The organism is Curtobacterium sp. MCLR17_045 (assembly GCF_003234405.1).
GTDB lineage: Bacteria > Actinomycetota > Actinomycetes > Actinomycetales > Microbacteriaceae > Curtobacterium > Curtobacterium flaccumfaciens.
Window position 1 is genome coordinate 1 of the sequence record NZ_QKTB01000041.1, and the last position, 15,545, is coordinate 15,545.

A 15,545-nucleotide genomic window follows, 5' to 3' on the forward strand; every position below is an offset into this window, starting at 1 on the left:
CGACATCGGCCTGGTCGAGATGGAGGCGAACCGGTACACCCGCGTCGCCACCCCGACCTTCGAGGACTGGGTCACCGCGACCCGCGCGACCGCCCCACTCAGCCGAACATGATGGCGGCCTCGTCGAACCGCGCCTGCGGCACCGTCTTGAGCTCCCCGAGCGCCTCCTCGAACGAGACGTGCTCGATCTCGGTGCCGCGCAGCGCCACCATCCGGCCCCAGCGCTCCTCGACGACCGAGTCGATCGCCGCCAGCCCGAGCCGGGTCGACAGCACCCGGTCGTACGCGGTCGGCGTGCCACCGCGCTGGATGTGCCCGAGGGTCGTGGCCCGCGTCTCGATGCCCGTCATCTCCTCGATGAGCGGCGCGAGGCGCTCGCCGATGCCACCGAGCCGCGGCCGCCCGAAGGCGTCGAGCCCGCGCTCGGTGTGCGCGGTGTCCTCGTGGTCGGGGACGAAGCCCTCGGCCACGACCACGAGCGGCGCGCGACCGCGGTCGTAGGCGGCCCGCACCCACTTCGCGATCTGTTCCATGCTCGTCTTCTGCTCCGGGATGAGGATCGCGTGCGCGCCCGCGGCCATGCCGGAGTGCAGCGCGATCCAGCCCACGTGCCGGCCCATCACCTCGGCGACCATGCACCGCGAGTGCGACTCACCGGTGGTGCGCAGGCGGTCCATGGCCTCGGTCGCGATGGCGACGGCGGTGTCGAAGCCGAACGTGTAGTCGGTCGCGCCCAGGTCGTTGTCGACCGTCTTCGGCACGCCCACGATCTGCAGGCCGGCGTCGGTCAGGCGCTTCGCGGCGGCAAGGGTGCCCTCGCCGCCGATCGCGACGATCGCGTCGATCCCGTGCCGCTGCAGGGTCGCGGAGATGTTCTCGAACCCGCCGTTGGGGCCCTCGAACGGGTTCGTGCGGCTGGTGCCGAGGATCGTGCCGCCCTGCTTCGCGATGCCCTGGATGTCCTTGCGGCCGAGCGGGACGATGTCGCCGTCGACCACCCCGCGCCACCCGTCGCGGAAGCCGACGAAGTCGTGTCCGTAGATGGCGATGCCCTTCAGGACGATCGCGCGGATGACCGCGTTCAGGCCGGGGCAGTCGCCTCCGGAGGTGAGGATGCCGATGCGCATGAGAACTCCGTCGTCGGGTGGTGGGGATCAGTGCCCATCATGACTGACGGTGGTTCCGCATTACCATCCCCGTGTGTCCCTGCTCGCTTCCGCCGCCGTCGACGCCGCTGGTGCGTCCGGTGACGCGTCTCGCGTCGACACGGTGTACCGGCCTGGAGGCGCGGTGGACGTCGCGTCGACCCTGCGGCCCCTGCAGCGCGGCTCCGGCGACCCGGCCTTCCAGGTGGTCGGCGGCGTCGTGTGGCTCGCGCTGCGCACGCCCTCCGGTCCCGCTTCCGTGGCGATCCGGCGGGCCGGCGACACCATCGCGGTGTCGGCGTGGGGGAGCGGTGCGTCGTGGGCGGTCGAGCACGCCCCCGATCTGCTCGGACGCGGCGACGACTGGTCGTCGTTCGACGTCTCCGGCAACGAGTTCCTCGCCGCGGCACGACACCGGCAGCCCGGGCTCCGGCTGCTCCGCACGAACACCGTCGTCGCGATGCTCGTCCCGGCGATCATGGAGCAGAAGGTGACCTCGCGGCAGGCGTGGGGCGCGTGGCGGTACCTGCTCCGTCGGCACGGCACCCCGGCGCCCGGTCCGGCACCCGCGGGCATGATGGTGCCGCCGGACGCTCGGACGTGGGCGCGGATCCCGAGCTGGGAGTGGCACCGGGCCGGCATCGAACCGGGGCGCTCGGCCACCGTGATGCGCGCCGTGAAGCTCGCGCCGGCACTCGAACGGACCCTGGCGCACGGGCGCGGTGGCGAGGTCGTCTCCACGAAGCTGCAGTCGATCCCCGGGGTGGGGCGGTGGACCGCCGCCGAGACCGCGCAGCGCTCCCACGGCGACCCGGACTCGCCGAGCGTGGGGGACTTCCACGTGCCGGCGCTCGTCGGGTGGGCGCTCACCGGTGCCCCGGTCGACGACGACGGGATGCTCGAGTTGCTCGAACCCTGGCGCGGGCACCGGGAGCGGGTCGTGCGGTTGATCGGTGGCTCCGGCTTCCGGAAGCCCGCGTTCGGGCCGCGGATCACGATCCAGGACCACCGCGGACACTGAGCGCGTCTGTCGGGCGGGTGTGTGGGTCCGCAAAACACCGGTGTTCGCGCATTGCACACCGGCACGTGCGTGTTCGGAGTGCGAACACCGGTGTCTCGCGGGGCGTCAGGGGTGGCGTGTGCCCGCGCCCGCCAGCACGGCGCGGTACCCCTCGCGGAACGTCGGGTACTGGGGTGTCCATCCCGTCGACCGGAGGAGCGCGTTCGACAGGCGCTTGTCGCCGCCGGCCTGCCGCGCGTCACCGTCGCCCGTCGACGGCTCGGCGACGTGGAGTTCGTCGGCCAGGAACCGCAGCACGTCGTCCAGTCGGCTCGGCTCGTCGTCCGTGCCCAGGTAGAGCGGTGCCGGGTCCGGCAGCGCCGCCAGGTGCACGAGTGCGGCGGCGGCGTCGTCGCGGTGGATGCGGTTGGTGTGCGGTGAGGTCCCCGGTGCCAGCCGTGCGGCACCGGACCGGACCTGTTCGATCAGTCGCTCGCGGCCGGGGCCGTAGACGCCCGACAGCCGGACCAGCACGGCGCCGGGAGCGCGCTCGCGCAGCAGGACCTCCGCCTCGACCAGGACCTCGGCGGTCGGGGTCGCACCGCGCGCCGGGGTCTCCTCGGTGACTTCGCTGCCGTCCGAGACGTCGTACACGGCGGTCGAGGACACGACGAGCACCCGTGGGTCGGCCTCCGAGGCGTCGATGCCGTCGAGCACGTTGCGCAGGCCGTCGACGTAGGTGGCGCGGTACTCGTCGACGTCGCGGCTGCCGGCCGCGAAGGCCACGACGACGACGCTCGTGTCGGCGGGGATCTCGGGGACCTCGTGGCGCAGGTCGACGCTCCGGCCGGTGATCGGTACGGGGACCAGCTCGGCACGGCGGCGGAGTCCGATCACGCGGTGGCCCTGGTCGGCGAAGCGCAGGCCGGCTTCGGTCCCGAGGTCGCCGCATCCGGCGATGACGACTGTCGTGGAGTTGTGCACGGCTCGACCCTGGCACGGCCGGTTGGTGGTAGGCGGGGAAGCACGCACATCGCAGATCACTAGGGTCGGCGCATGGGGCGGCAGCGGCGACGGGTGGTGCGCGACGTGGCGATCGCCCTGCCCCCGGTCGTCGAGATCGTGCTCGTCGTCGCCGGCTCGATCGTCTCCGTCGGAGCCGAGGGGGAGAGCGCGGAGTCGTGGGCGCCGTTGTCGTGGCCGATGTACGCCGTCCTCGTGACGTTCCCGTTCGCCGTCGGCGCGCTCGTCGCGGCGGTGCGGCTCCGCGGACTCGAGGCCAGGACGCCGGCGATCTGCTTCGCTGCCCTGTCGGTAGCCGTGGGGGCCATCCCCTTCGTCGGGATGCTGAGCGTCTTCGTACAGTTCTGGAGCGTCTCGTCTAGATGAGAACGGTTATCGTCTAGACGACCGCCATCCGACACTGCACCCCAGGAGCCCCATGTCCGCTCGACCTCCACGTCTCCTCCCCGCCCTCGTCCTCGCGGGGCTCGTCCCCCTCGTCGCCACCGCGATCGCCGTCCCCGCGTCGGCTGCACCCGCCGTGACGCGGACCGCCCACCACAGCTGGCTCGTCACGGCTGACCCGACGGCGAAGCGCGTGTACGTCAACGACGCCGTGACCGGTCGGCGGACCGCCACCCTGAGCGGGATCGAGTTCGGCACCCACGCGGGCTCCGTGCAGCTCGGCCACGGGCAGATCGCGTTCATGGACGAGTCGAAGCCGCAGCTCGACGTCCTCGCCATCGGCCCCCGCGGCACGGCGCACATCGCCCAGCACTACGCGATCCCCAACGCCGACAAGCGCTGGGCGCGTGCCGGCTGGCTGTCGACCGACACCGCACGCCGGCACCTGGCGGTCGGCTCCGACTTCGACGGCTCCGAGCGACAGCGGGTCACGGTCATCGACCTGCGGCGGAAGACGGAGCGCACCGCCCGGATCGACACCTCGGCGGTGCAGCTCGCCACGACGGGCAAGCGCGGCACCGAAGAGGTCGAGACGTTCCTGGTCGGCAGCCCCCTGCGCCTGGTCGTCACCGCGGGCGGACGCCTCGACGCCTACTCCGTCTCCGCGATCATGCGCGGTGCGACGCACCCGCGCCCCGTCGCGACCACGCCCCTCGGCGCGTACCCGCACGGCCCGATCGTCAACGCCACCGGGACGGTGATCGGCTCCGACCTCGCCGCCGGCGTGCAGACCGTGCGGGTGACGCGGACCGGCTTCACGGGCTCCCGGTCCGTCGCGTACCCGAAGCCGAGCGTGCAGAGCTACCGCCCCCGCATGGCACCGGACGGGACGACCGTGGTCGGCACCCAGGCCGGCAGCACGGCTGCCGGTACCCCGTGGAACGCCGTCCCCGCGTACCTGACCACCTCGTCCACGGCGTCCAGCGGGATCAGCAGCGTCGAGCTCGGCACCGGGTCCTTCACCCGGGTCGCCGTCACCGCCCGGTTCGCCGCCGTCGCGCTGACGTCGGGTACCGGGGACTCGCTCGTCCTGGTGCGGAAGCAGGCCGACGGTGTCTACTCCGGCCCGACGACCTCGGTCGCGCTCACGCCGCTCCGCAAGGGGCCCGTCGCCGGACAGCCGGCCACCGGGGCGTCGGTGCGGTTCACCGCGGCGACCGAGGACGGCCGCAGCGTGTTCGTGACACGGGGCGACGAGGGGAAGATCACCCAGATCGACACCACCGGTGCGAAGCCCTCCGTGCTCCGCACCATCACGCTGCCCACGGCGCTCGCCGGGGGTGGGTACCTGACGACGGTCGACTCGACGGTGGCCCCGTACGACCTCAGCGGTCGCTGACAGGCCGACCGACCGGCCGAACCGCTGACTGCCCGGCCACCCCAGCCGCCGACCGCCCCTCGGGGTGGTCGGCGGCTAGGGTCCTGGTGTGATCGTCTGGTTGAACGGAACACACGGGGCGGGCAAGACCACGACGAGCCGACTGCTCCAGCCGCTGCTGCCCGGCTCGCGGATCCTCGATGCCGAGAAGGTCGGCGAGGTGTTGATGGACGTCACGCCGGGGCTGCCGGAGAGCGACAACTTCCAGCACTGGGACCCGTGGCGGCCGCTCGTGGTCGAGACCGCTCGCCGGGTGCACGACTACGTGGGCGGGCCGCTCATCATGCCGATGACGGTCCTGGTCGAGGCGTACTGGCGTGAGATCGCCGCGGGGCTCGCGGACCACGGCATCCCGGTCCGGCACTTCGTGCTGCACGTCGACGAGTCGACGCTCCGCGACCGGATCCAGAACGACCCGATCGTGGGACCGTCCACGTTCCGGTTCGCGTACGTCGACGCCTACGCCGAGGCGGCTCGCGGCTGGCTGCACGCCGAGGCAGAGGTCATCGACGCGACCGAGGTCCCCGCCACCTAGGTGGCCCGGGCCGTCGCGGACGCGGTGACGTCAGCGCGCTGACAGCACGGCTCTGTCCGCCGCACGCAGCCCCCGGGTTCGCCACCGCCCGGATCATGCCGGAGACTGGTGCGGGTCGCTCACGAAGCTGCCCGCCCCACCACCAGCAAGGAAGGCTCCGCATGCCCGAGCTCCCCGTCGTGTTCGAAGTCGGCTCGATGATCGCCCTGGTCGCGATCCTGCTCGCCGACCTGCTCATCGTCGCGCGTCGCCCGCACGTGCCGACGCTGCGCGAATCCGGCATCTGGGTGGGCATCTACGTCGGGCTGGCACTGATCTTCGCGGTGCTCATGCTGGTCTTCGCCGGTGGCGACTCCGCCGGGCAGTTCCTGGCGGGCTGGCTGACCGAGTACAGCCTGAGCATCGACAACCTGTTCGTGTTCGTCATCATCATGGCGCGCTTCTCGGTGCCGAAGAAGATCCAGCAGGAGGTGCTGCTGCTGGGCATCATCATCGCGCTCGTGCTCCGCGGCATCTTCATCCTGGTCGGCGCGCAGCTCATCGAGAACTTCTCGTGGATCTTCTACATCTTCGGCGCCTGGCTGATCTGGACGGCGATCCAGCAGCTCCGCGGCGAGGACGAGGACGACCAGAAGGACACCTTCATCGTCCGGCTGCTCCGCCGCCGGGTCCGTCTCACCGACACGTACGACGGCATGAAGTTCCGCACCCACCACGACGGTGTCCGGCACTTCACGCCGCTGCTCATCGTGCTCATCGCGATCGGCACCACGGACCTGTTGTTCGCGCTCGACTCGATCCCGGCGATCTTCGGCATCACCGAGAGCCCCTTCATCGTGTTCACCGCGAACGTCTTCGCGCTGATGGGCCTGCGCCAGCTCTACTTCCTGCTGGGCGGACTGCTCGAGCGCCTGGTCTACCTGAAGTACGGCATCGCCGTGATCCTGGCCTTCATCGGCGTGAAGCTCGTCCTGCACGCGCTGCACGACAACGAGCTGCCGTTCCTGAACGGCGGCCACCACATCGAGTGGGCGCCGGAGATCAACACGTGGGTGTCCCTGCTGGTGATCGTCGCCGCGATGGCCGTGTCGACCCTGGCGAGCCTCGTGCGGATGCGCGGGGAGACCCCCGCCGACGCCGTGACCGCGGACGACACAGCGGCGGACGACGACCGGTCCGACCGGGACCGCGCCGACCAGGACCGCGCCCGCACCTCCGACTGAAACCCGTTTGAACGATCCGCCCGGCTGCCTCGTCGTCTGGGTATGGCACTCCGCAAACGAACCAAGGTCATCATCGGGATCTCCGCCGGCGTCGTCGTCGTGGCGGCAGCAGCCGTCATCGCCGGCCCGGTCATCTACGCGAACACCGTCAACGGCCAGGCCGCCGCAGCACCCTCGCTGTCGGCGTCCTCGTCCGGCACCCTCGACGCGAAGGACGCCGACGGCACCTGGACCAGCAAGAGCAGCTCGTACGCCGGGTACCGGGTGCACGAGGTCCTGCAGGGGAATGATGTGAACGTGGTCGGTCGCACGAAGGACGTCAAGGGCACCGCCGTCGTCGACGGCGGCTCCCTCACCAAGGCGTCCGTCACCGTGCAGGTCGGCAAGATCAGCACCCCCGAAGCCGCCCGCGACGAGTACTTCCGTTCCACCGCGCTGCAGACCGACAAGTACCCGACGGCGACGTTCGAGCTGACGAAGCCCGTCGACGTCACGAAGGCGCTCGACGGCTCCACGCAGGACGTCACCCTGACCGGCACGATGGACCTGCACGGCGTCGAGAAGCCGGTCACGGCCGACGCCCAGGTCGCGGTCGGCAAGGGCGGGACCGTCCAGGTCGCCGGCACCGTGCCGATCACCTTCGCCGACTACGGCGTGAAGGCCCCGTCGCTCGGCTTCGTCACCGTGGACGGGAAGGGCTCCGTCGAGTTCTCCCTCGACCTCGGGAAGTGACCGTGACGAGTCGTTCCGCGGACGAGCTGCTCGCGACGCTGTACCGCGAGCACGGTGACGCGCTCACGCGGTACGTCCGGCACCTCACGCGGGACGGCTCGACGGTCGAGGACGTCGTGCAGGAGACGATGGTCCGCGCCTGGCAGCGCCCGGCCGTGCTCGAGCGGGCACCCGACAGTGCACGGGCGTGGCTCTTCACGGTGGCGCGCAACCTGGTGGTCGACGACGCGCGGTCGGCCCGCAACCGCCGTGAGCACGGCACTGAGCACCAGGTCGAACGGATCGAGTCGGACAGCACGGACGCCGTGCTGGACCGGATCGTGGTCGCCGACGCACTCGCGTCGCTGAGCCCGGACCACCGTCGCGTGGTGGTGGACGCGTACTGGCTCGGGCACACGGTGCCGGAGATCGCACGACGACACGACATCCCGGAGGGCACCGCCAAGTCGCGGTTGCACTACGGGCTGCGAGCCCTGCGGCTCGCACTGCAGGAACGAGGAGTGACCCGATGAGTGACGACAAGTACGCGGAGTGGGATGCGGCGTACGTCCTCGGGTCGCTCCCGGCGAGCGAGCGCCTGGAGTACGAACGGCACCTCGAGAACTGCGACCGCTGTGCGGCCGCCGTCGCGGAGCTGGTCGGTCTGCCGGGACTGCTCGGCAAGCTGCCGGCCGACCAGGCGATCGAGATCGCAGAACCGGACGGGAGGCCCGACACCCGTTCCGAGAGCGACCTCGCCTCCGTCGCGCACCGCGTCCGACACCGTCGCCGCCGTCGCCGGGTCTGGGTCGCCGCAACCGCGGGGCTCGCGGTGGTCGCCGCCGTCCTGGGCGGGCTCGCGGTCGGCGCCGCGGGGGAGCGCACCACGGTGCAGGCCGGTGCCGCTCCGACCGCAGCCGCCACCGCCGACCGCTACGACATGACCGGCGTGCAGGGACTCGACGTCCAGCTCGCCATCAGCGGCGAGCAGTGGGGCACCCGCTTCGACTGGGGGTGCTCGTACGGCGGCAAGGAGTGGTCGCCGGACGGCTCGATCCTCTACGACCTGGTGGTCGTCCGGACCGACGGCTCGACGCAGACCGTGGGCTCGTGGACGGCTGCCGGTGCCGATGCGCGCGGACTGTCGGCGTCGACGGACATCCCGCGGGACGAGATCAAGAGCGTGCAGGTCCGGCTGCGCGGTGAGCGCGGCGCGCTCGCCGTCGTCACGCTCTAGCCGACGTCGGCCTCGTCCGAGGCGTCGTCGGGGCCGATGGCGTCCTGGACGCGCGCACTCACGGACCGCAGCGTCGCGGCGTCGGTCCCCACGGGCCTCCAGAACAGGTCCTCGAGCGCACCGGTGTGTGCGCGGATGCCGGCGAGCACCGCGCGACGGCCGTCCGCGGTCATCACCACCCAGCTGCCGCGGGCGTCGCTCGGGCAGTCCGCCCGCTCGACCAGGCCGCGGGAGACCATCCGCGTGACCTGGTGGCTGACGCGCGACTTCTCCCAGCCGATGCCCGCGGCGATGTCCCGGACGCGCAGACGGTGGTCGGGGTCGCGGTGCAGGCCGATCAGGATCTCGAACTCGGGGACGGAGATCCCGGCGCCCGCCTGGACGGCCCGGTCGAGCGCCCGGTCGAGTCGTCGCCAGGCGTCGTGGTACGCGTCCCAGGTGGCCCAGTCGTGGCCACCGTTGCCCTCCGTCGACATGCCGACCAGCGTATCCACCGGGCGGACGATCGGACCGCGCCGTGAGCCCTTTCATCCGCTCGGATGACTCCTGGCCGACGTACGGCGTGCTCCGAGGTCGCGTCGGACGTGCGGCATACGATCGGGGGATGCCGAGCGCTCGCCTCCAGGACACCACCGATGACGCCGTCGCGCTCGTGCGCCGGTGGCTGGCGGCGTCCGCCGGGGTGAAGCCCGACCCGGGCGCGGTCCGTCTGGCCGAGGTCCTGCGCGACGAGCAGGGCCTCGACTTCACGCGGGGGTTCGTGGACAAGGTCATCCGCCCCGAAGACCCCCGGGTGGCGGCACGGAACCTCGAGCAGCTGAGCCGCGACGTCCCCGACTTCCTCGCCTGGTACCTGCGCGGGGCGGTGACGCTCGGCGGTGGGTTCGCCACCATGGCGCCCTGGGCCGTGATCCCGACCGCGCGCCGGATCCTGCGCCGGATGACCGGGCACCTGGTCATCGACGCGAGCACGAGCAAGCTCGGCCCGGCCCTCGCCAAGGTCCGCGGTCCGGGGACGCGACTGAACGTGAACCTGCTCGGCGAAGCCGTCCTCGGCAGCGCCGAGAGCGACCGACGCCTGCAGGGCACCATGGACCTGCTCGCCCGCGACGACGTCGACCACGTGTCGATCAAGGTGAGCGCCGTCGTGCCGCAGACCTCGCCGTGGGCCTTCGACCAGACCGTCGAGCGCGTCGTCGACCGGCTCGTCCCGCTCTACCGCCTGGCCGCGGCACCGACAGCCTCGGGACGCCCCGCCAAGTTCATCAACCTCGACATCGAGGAGTACCGCGACCTCGACGTCACCCTCGCCGTGTTCCGGGCGCTGCTCGACCGTGACGAGTTCGCCGACCTGCCGGCCGGCATCGTGCTGCAGGCCTACCTGCCCGACGCAGCGGGAGCACTCGACGCGCTGACCGCGTGGGCGCAGGAACGCCGGGCGCGCGGCGGTGCCCCGATCACGGTACGGCTCGTCAAGGGCGCGAACCTCGCCATGGAGCACGTCGACGCGATCCTGCACGGGTGGCCCCTCGCCACCTGGGACAGCAAGCGCGAGACCGACACCGCCTACCTCCGGCTGCTCGACGCCGCACTGACGCCCGAGCGCACCGACGCCGTGCGGATCGGGGTCGCCGGGCACAACCTGTTCGACCTCGCCACCGCGTGGGTGCTCGCCCAGCGCCGCGGGGTCACCGACGCCGTCGACGTCGAGATGCTGCTCGGCATGGCGTCCACCCACGCCCAGGCCGTCCGGGCCGACGTCGGGCAGATCCTGCTCTACACGCCCGTCGTGCAGCCGGACGAGTTCGACTCGGCCATCGCGTACCTGGCCCGTCGCCTGCAGGAGAGCGCGAGCCCCGAGAACTTCATCGCCGCCGCGTCCGACATCGACCACGACGCCAGCGTCTTCGAGCGGGAGCACAGCCGGTTCCTGGCGTCCGTCGCCGCACTCGACGAGCCCGTCCCCGCCACCCACCGCACGCAGGACCGTCACCGTGCCCTCGGCGAACCCGTCCTGCGCGACGCGTTCCGCAACGCCCCCGACACCGACCCGTCCATCGCCGCGAACCGCGCCTGGGCGCTCGACGTCCTGCGCCGGGTGCCGCGCTCGCAGCTCGGCGCGCAGACGATCCGCGGTGCGAAGGTCGCCGACCGCTCCAAGCTCGAGCGGATCATGGCGCGCACCGCCCAGGCCGGCGTGAACTGGGGGCGGCAGGACCCGTCCGACCGTGCCGAGCTCCTCGACCTCATCGGGCACGAACTCGAGACCCGCCGTGCCGACCTGATCGAGGTGATGGCCGCCGAGACGGGCACGACCTTCGCCGAGGCCGACGCCGAGGTGACCGAGGCCGTCGACGCCGCCCACTACTACGCCGAGAGCGCCCGCCGCCTCGGTGACATCGAGGGCGCGCAGTACGTGCCGCCGCGGCTGACCGTCGTCGTGCCGCCGTGGAGCTCCCCCGTCGCGATCCCCGCCGGTGGCGTGCTGGCGGCGCTCGCCGCGGGCAGCGGTGTCGTGCTCAAGCCCGCGCCCGAGGCCAAGCGCTCGGGCGCCGTACTCGCCGACGTGCTCTGGGACGCCGGGGTGCCGCACTCGCTGCTGCAGCTCGTCGACCTGGCCGAGGACGAACTCGGCCGCGACCTCATCGGCCACCCCACGGTCGACCGCATCATCCTGACCGGCTCGTCCGACACCGCCCGCTCGTTCCGCTGGTGGCGTGCCGGACTGCCGCTCACCGCCGGGACGAGCGGCAAGAACGCCATCGTCGTCACGCCGAGCGCCGACCTCGACCTGGCGGTGCAGGACATCGTGCAGTCCGCCTTCGGGCACGCCGGACAGCAGTGCTCGGCGGCGTCCCTCGTGATCCTGGTCGGGTCGGTGGGGGAGAGCGAGCGCTTCCAGCGGCAGCTCGTCGACGCCACCCGCACGCTCCGGGTCGCGTGGCCCGACGACCCCACGGCGCAGGTCGGCCCGCTCATCGCCGAACCGCAGGGCACGCTCCGCCAGGGGCTGACCGAACTCGGGCCGGGGGAGTCCTGGCTCGTGCAGCCCGAGGCGGTCGACGACTCCGGCCGGCTCTGGTCGCCGGGGATCCGCGACGGCGTCCGACCCGGCAGCGACTTCCACCAGACCGAGTACCCCGGCCCGGTGCTCGGCATCATGCGCGCCGAGACCCTCGAGCAGGCCATCGCCATCCAGAACGGCACCGACTTCGGGCTGACGGCGGGGATCCACTCGCTCGACGTCGACGAGGTGTCCGAGTGGCTGGCTCGCGTCCGCGCCGGCAACCTGTCCGTCAACCGCGGCATCACCGGTGCCGTCGTGGGACGCCAGCCGTTCGGTGGCTGGAAGGGTTCCTCGGTCGGCACCGGCACCAAGGCCGGCGGGCCCATGTACGTCGCGACGCTCGGCCGCTGGCTGCCCACGCCCCGCACCGTGCACAAGAGCATCCAGCTGCACGGCCTGCCCCCGCGCGTCACCGCGGTGATCGAGGCCGCACGCAGCGGGCTGTCCTTCGAGGAGTTCGACCGCGTCCGCGCCGGGGCCCTGAGCGACGTGCATGCACGAGAGACCCTCTTCCGGTCGCGGGACCTGTCCGGGCTCGTGGTGCAGCGGAACGTGCTGCGCCACCGACCCCAGTCCGTCATCGTGCGCCAGGCCGAGGACGCCTCGACCGTGGACCTCGTCCGGACGCTCGTCGCCGCGACCTCGGCACGTGCGCACGTCCTGCTCAGCACGGCTCGCCCGCTACCCGGCCCGCTCACGCAGCTGCTGGCGGGGAACCGGTCGCCGCTCGACGTCGTCGACCACCTGGTGGAGTCCGACCAGGAGTTCCACGCCCGCGCGTCGTCGGGGGCCGTGTTCCAGGCGGACTGGTCCACCGACCAGGACGACCAGCCCGTCGACGCGCTCGAGGCCGTGCTGTCGCAGGGGCAGGACCGCCCGGCGCACACGGCGTTCGGTGGTCCCGGTGCCCGGATCCGGTTGCTCGGCGGTGACCCGCTCGCCCTCGAGGAAGCCCTGGGTGCGAGCATCGACGTCGCGATCCACGACGCGCCCGTGGTCGAGGCCGGCGTGATCGAGATGCTGCCCTACCTGCGCGAGCAGTCGGTGTCGATCACCGCGCACCGGTTCGGCGACGTCGACAGCGACTTCTCCGAGTTGCGCGTCTAGGCGCTTCCGCTTCGCGCGCGTTGCGCTTCGTGCGTTTCGTTTCGTGAGCAGAAGAGGTCGGGTCCCGTGTGGGAACCCGACCTCTTCTGCTCACGAAGTGCCCCGAGGATCAGTCCTCGGCGTCACCCGCTTCTTCGTCCTCGACGCCGGTCTCGTCCATGCGGTCGCGCAGGTGGTCCGCCATCGCGCCGGCACCCTCACCGGCGTGGTCGTGGTCGACCTGCTCGATCAGGCCCTGCAGCTTCTCGTGGTTCGTGGCATCGGTGGCACCGTCCATGACGGGCTCGGTCTGCTCGTTGTCGCTCATGCTCCGGACGCTACGCCGCGGTTGCTGCGGAACGGTAGAGGAGCTCGACCGCCCCGCCGTCGAACTGCGTGGTGCCGACGAGTTCGAACACCGGGGTCGGTGCGGCGACCGGCAGCAGGGGTGCTCCGGCGCCGAGCGCTACCGGCATCACGGTGACCCGCAGCTCGTCGAGGATGCCCGCCTGCTGGTACTGCGCCGCGAGCAGTCCGCCGCCGACGACCCAGACGTCGCGGCCGTCGGCCACGCGCTCGAGGTCGGCCTGGTGGTCGCCGACCTCGCCCGAGACGAAGCGCACGTCGGCGCCGTCCGGCACCGGCAGGTCACGGGTCGTGAACACCCACGTCGCCAGGTCCGGGTACGCCCACGTGTCGTCGTGGTCGAGCAGCCACTCGTACGTCGTCGACCCCATCGCGATCGCGCCGACGCCCGCGTAGAACCGGTCGTGGTGCTCCTGGAACGGCTCGAACCCGAACTGCAGCAGCCAGTCGAGGTCGTCGTCGGGCGCAGCGACGAAGCCGTCCAGCGAGGACGCGACGGAGTAGATCGTGCTCATGCCGGGGACGCTACCGAGCACCCCCGACAGGACTCAGCGGCGCCCTCCGCGACCGACGACCGCTGCCTCTGCGATCGCCAGGACGGCGGCGATCCAGAGCTGGTCGACCGCGAACCGGCGTCGACGGGGATCGACGGCCAGCGGCACCATCGTTGCACCGTGCAGGGCGTCCACGACGGCACTCAGGGTGTGCGCGTTGCCGGAACCCACCCGCGCGACGAGGACGGCCTGTGCGAGCTGCCGGACCCCGAGGACGCCGTGCAGCACGGCCTGGTCCGACCCTCGGGCCGCACGGCTCAGGTGCCACAGGCCGAGCCCGGCCCGGGCCAGCTCGACGACGGCTGTCCCGTTGCCGGCAGACGACCGGCGGCTCATCGTCGGCGTCCCGCGACGAGTGCAGCGGCCCCGGCGGCACCGAGCACGGCCCCGATGATGCCGTTGCCGACCCGGCGGTGCTCCACCCACCAGGTCTGCGGCGACCAGGCGTGGGCGGACTCGTCGAAGACCCCGTGCGCACCGTGGTCGCCCGGCACCGGCTCGTACAGGTTGTCCCGCATCTCGAGGCCGTCCTTGTCCGGCGCCTGCTGCCCGTCGACCAGGGTCTTGGCGGCGTACCAGTCGGCGAAGCGTCCGCTGATCCGGTTGCCGAGGATCGTGTAGACCGTCGACTCGCCCACCCAGGTGCGGCTGCGCGGTCGTTCGGCCACGGCGGCGATGGCGCGAGCGCCGACCTCGGGCTGGTAGATCGGGGCGACCGGCTGCGGGTGGTGCGGCAGCTTCGACTTCACCCACTGGAACTGGATGGTGTTGAGCGCGGGCATGTCCACGCGGGACACCTTGACCTTGCTGCCCTGTTCGCGCAGCTCGGAGACGACGGACTCGGTGAACCCGACGATCGCGTGCTTCGCGCCGCAGTACGCGGCCTGCAGGGGGATCCCGCGGAACCCGAGCGCCGAGCCGACCTGGATCACGTGCCCACGACCGCGGGGGACCATCCGCGACAGTGCCGACCGGGTGCCGTTCACGAAGCCGAGGTAGGTCACGTGCAGCGCCCGCTCGAAGTCCTCCGGGGCGGTGTCGAGGAACTTCCCGAACACCCCGACCATCACGCCGTTCACCCACAGGTCGATCGGTCCGAGCTCCTGCTCGACACGGTCGGCCGCGGCTTCGACGGCGTCGCGGTCGGAGACGTCGGCGACCAGGGCCAGCCCGCGGCGCCCGGCGGCCTCGACCTCGGCGACGGCGGCGTCGACCCCTTCTTGCCCGCGGGCCAGGACGGCCACGTCCCACCCCCGCGCGGCGAGCTCCCGGACGGTCGCCCGTCCCAGTCCTGCGGATCCACCGGTCACCACTGCCACTCGAGTCATGGCTCCCTTGTACCTGCGGCCGGCCGTGCACTACTCAGCCGCTGTCCCCCGAAGTCACCGTACCGAACCACGCACGCACCGATCGGACATCATGGCCAGGTGGAGACCCGAGACCCCGACACCGCCGGCCCCGCCGAGGAGGCGCCGCCCGGTTGGGTGCTCAACACACCGACCCGGCCGCTCGAGGTCTGGCTGTACCCGGTCCTCGCGCTGCTCCTCGCCGCCGCACACGTCGCCGTCGGGATCGCCTTCGGTGGTGCGTTGGCGCTCGTCGTCGGGGTGTCCGCCGCAGTGGTGACGACCGTCGGCGCAGTCGCCCTGTTCGTGACGGGTCGGCGCGCGTACGTCGAGCAGACCCGTGTGGCCTCGTGGCGGAGCCACGTCACGCGTGTCCTCGTCGGCGCATCGGCCGCCACCGTCGTCGCCGTCGCGTGCGCGGCACTCGCCG

The 15,545-nt window shown here is 72.2% G+C and carries 16 protein-coding genes; 9 read left to right on the plus strand and 7 right to left on the minus strand.

The window, feature by feature from the left end; all coding sequences use genetic code 11:
* Positions 1-98: 98 nt before the first annotated feature.
* Positions 99-1,127, minus strand: a complete 1,029-nt coding sequence (locus DEJ05_RS16775; RefSeq protein WP_071404484.1) for a 6-phosphofructokinase — start codon at positions 1,125-1,127, stop codon at positions 99-101.
* 73 nt (positions 1,128-1,200) lie between these two features.
* Here DEJ05_RS16775 and DEJ05_RS16780 point away from each other — a divergent pair, with 73 nt between their 5' ends.
* The gene (locus DEJ05_RS16780) at positions 1,201-2,166 is read left to right on the plus strand and encodes a DNA-3-methyladenine glycosylase (RefSeq protein ID WP_111089424.1); all 966 of its coding nucleotides are present in this window, start codon (positions 1,201-1,203) and stop codon (positions 2,164-2,166) included.
* 105 nt (positions 2,167-2,271) lie between these two features.
* Here the strand turns inward: DEJ05_RS16780 and DEJ05_RS16785 are convergent, their stop codons facing one another.
* Positions 2,272-3,129 (minus strand): NAD-dependent epimerase/dehydratase family protein, encoded by an 858-nt coding sequence (locus tag DEJ05_RS16785; RefSeq protein ID WP_111111163.1) that lies wholly within the window; start codon positions 3,127-3,129, stop codon positions 2,272-2,274.
* Positions 3,130-3,201: 72 nt separating this feature from the next.
* Between DEJ05_RS16785 and DEJ05_RS16790 the strand changes: the two genes are divergently transcribed.
* From DEJ05_RS16790 to DEJ05_RS16820, 7 genes are all read left to right on the plus strand, one after another.
* On the plus strand, positions 3,202-3,534 hold the full coding sequence (locus DEJ05_RS16790) for a hypothetical protein (RefSeq protein ID WP_111111165.1): 333 nt from the start codon (positions 3,202-3,204) through the stop codon (positions 3,532-3,534).
* 52 nt (positions 3,535-3,586) lie between these two features.
* Entirely contained in the window at positions 3,587-4,951 is a 1,365-nt protein-coding gene (locus DEJ05_RS16795) for a hypothetical protein (protein WP_111111167.1), read from the plus strand.
* Between the two features lie 88 nt (positions 4,952-5,039).
* Complete coding sequence (locus DEJ05_RS16800) at positions 5,040-5,525, plus strand: AAA family ATPase (RefSeq protein WP_111111169.1); 486 nt, start codon at positions 5,040-5,042, stop codon at positions 5,523-5,525.
* A 161-nt stretch (positions 5,526-5,686) separates the two neighbouring features.
* Positions 5,687-6,748 carry a TerC family protein gene (locus DEJ05_RS16805; RefSeq protein WP_071404489.1) on the plus strand — a complete coding sequence of 354 codons (1,062 nt, stop codon included), beginning with the start codon at positions 5,687-5,689 and terminating at the stop codon, positions 6,746-6,748.
* Positions 6,749-6,790: 42 nt separating this feature from the next.
* Positions 6,791-7,480: a YceI family protein gene (locus tag DEJ05_RS16810; RefSeq protein ID WP_071404490.1), complete on the plus strand. Its 690-nt coding sequence runs from the start codon at positions 6,791-6,793 to the stop codon at positions 7,478-7,480.
* Positions 7,477-7,992 (plus strand): sigma-70 family RNA polymerase sigma factor, encoded by a 516-nt coding sequence (locus DEJ05_RS16815; protein ID WP_071404491.1) that lies wholly within the window; start codon positions 7,477-7,479, stop codon positions 7,990-7,992. Before DEJ05_RS16810 ends, DEJ05_RS16815 begins: the two co-directional genes overlap by 4 nt.
* On the plus strand, positions 7,989-8,696 hold the full coding sequence (locus DEJ05_RS16820) for a zf-HC2 domain-containing protein (RefSeq protein ID WP_111111171.1): 708 nt from the start codon (positions 7,989-7,991) through the stop codon (positions 8,694-8,696). The genes DEJ05_RS16815 and DEJ05_RS16820 overlap by 4 nt, the downstream gene beginning before the upstream one ends.
* On the opposite strand, the gene DEJ05_RS16825 is transcribed toward DEJ05_RS16820, so the two are convergent.
* Positions 8,693-9,172, minus strand: coding sequence for a MarR family winged helix-turn-helix transcriptional regulator (locus DEJ05_RS16825; RefSeq protein ID WP_146245132.1), 480 nt, complete (start codon positions 9,170-9,172; stop codon positions 8,693-8,695). The two genes, DEJ05_RS16820 and DEJ05_RS16825, sit on opposite strands and share 4 nt — an antisense overlap.
* Positions 9,173-9,300: 128 nt before the next feature.
* Between DEJ05_RS16825 and DEJ05_RS16830 the strand changes: the two genes are divergently transcribed.
* Entirely contained in the window at positions 9,301-12,870 is a 3,570-nt protein-coding gene (locus tag DEJ05_RS16830; RefSeq protein ID WP_111111173.1) for a bifunctional proline dehydrogenase/L-glutamate gamma-semialdehyde dehydrogenase, read from the plus strand.
* Between the two features lie 109 nt (positions 12,871-12,979).
* On the opposite strand, the gene DEJ05_RS16835 is transcribed toward DEJ05_RS16830, so the two are convergent.
* Genes DEJ05_RS16835 through DEJ05_RS16850 form a run of 4 tightly spaced genes read right to left on the minus strand, consistent with a single transcriptional unit; the run spans position 12,980 to position 15,097 of the window.
* Positions 12,980-13,177 (minus strand): hypothetical protein, encoded by a 198-nt coding sequence (locus DEJ05_RS16835; RefSeq protein WP_071404495.1) that lies wholly within the window; start codon positions 13,175-13,177, stop codon positions 12,980-12,982.
* Between the two features lie 10 nt (positions 13,178-13,187).
* Positions 13,188-13,730: a dihydrofolate reductase family protein gene (locus DEJ05_RS16840; protein WP_111111175.1), complete on the minus strand. Its 543-nt coding sequence runs from the start codon at positions 13,728-13,730 to the stop codon at positions 13,188-13,190.
* A gap of 33 nt (positions 13,731-13,763) precedes the next feature.
* Entirely contained in the window at positions 13,764-14,105 is a 342-nt protein-coding gene (locus DEJ05_RS16845) for a hypothetical protein (protein WP_111028735.1), read from the minus strand.
* On the minus strand, positions 14,102-15,097 hold the full coding sequence (locus DEJ05_RS16850; RefSeq protein ID WP_111032426.1) for an SDR family oxidoreductase: 996 nt from the start codon (positions 15,095-15,097) through the stop codon (positions 14,102-14,104). Before DEJ05_RS16850 ends, DEJ05_RS16845 begins: the two co-directional genes overlap by 4 nt.
* Positions 15,098-15,545: the final 448 nt, after the last annotated feature.

Coding starts and splice junctions, on each gene's coding strand:
- DEJ05_RS16850 (WP_111032426.1), bottom strand. CDS start 15,097: ATGACTCGAGTGGCAGTGGTGACCGGTGGATCCGCAGGACTGGGACGG.
- DEJ05_RS16820 (WP_111111171.1), top strand. CDS start 7,989: ATGAGTGACGACAAGTACGCGGAGTGGGATGCGGCGTACGTCCTCGGG.
- DEJ05_RS16795 (WP_111111167.1), top strand. CDS start 3,587: ATGTCCGCTCGACCTCCACGTCTCCTCCCCGCCCTCGTCCTCGCGGGG.
- DEJ05_RS16835 (WP_071404495.1), bottom strand. CDS start 13,177: ATGAGCGACAACGAGCAGACCGAGCCCGTCATGGACGGTGCCACCGAT.
- DEJ05_RS16805 (WP_071404489.1), top strand. CDS start 5,687: ATGCCCGAGCTCCCCGTCGTGTTCGAAGTCGGCTCGATGATCGCCCTG.
- DEJ05_RS16845 (WP_111028735.1), bottom strand. CDS start 14,105: ATGAGCCGCCGGTCGTCTGCCGGCAACGGGACAGCCGTCGTCGAGCTG.
- DEJ05_RS16830 (WP_111111173.1), top strand. CDS start 9,301: ATGCCGAGCGCTCGCCTCCAGGACACCACCGATGACGCCGTCGCGCTC.
- DEJ05_RS16775 (WP_071404484.1), bottom strand. CDS start 1,127: ATGCGCATCGGCATCCTCACCTCCGGAGGCGACTGCCCCGGCCTGAAC.
- DEJ05_RS16790 (WP_111111165.1), top strand. CDS start 3,202: ATGGGGCGGCAGCGGCGACGGGTGGTGCGCGACGTGGCGATCGCCCTG.
- DEJ05_RS16825 (WP_146245132.1), bottom strand. CDS start 9,172: ATGTCGACGGAGGGCAACGGTGGCCACGACTGGGCCACCTGGGACGCG.
- DEJ05_RS16840 (WP_111111175.1), bottom strand. CDS start 13,730: ATGAGCACGATCTACTCCGTCGCGTCCTCGCTGGACGGCTTCGTCGCT.
- DEJ05_RS16810 (WP_071404490.1), top strand. CDS start 6,791: ATGGCACTCCGCAAACGAACCAAGGTCATCATCGGGATCTCCGCCGGC.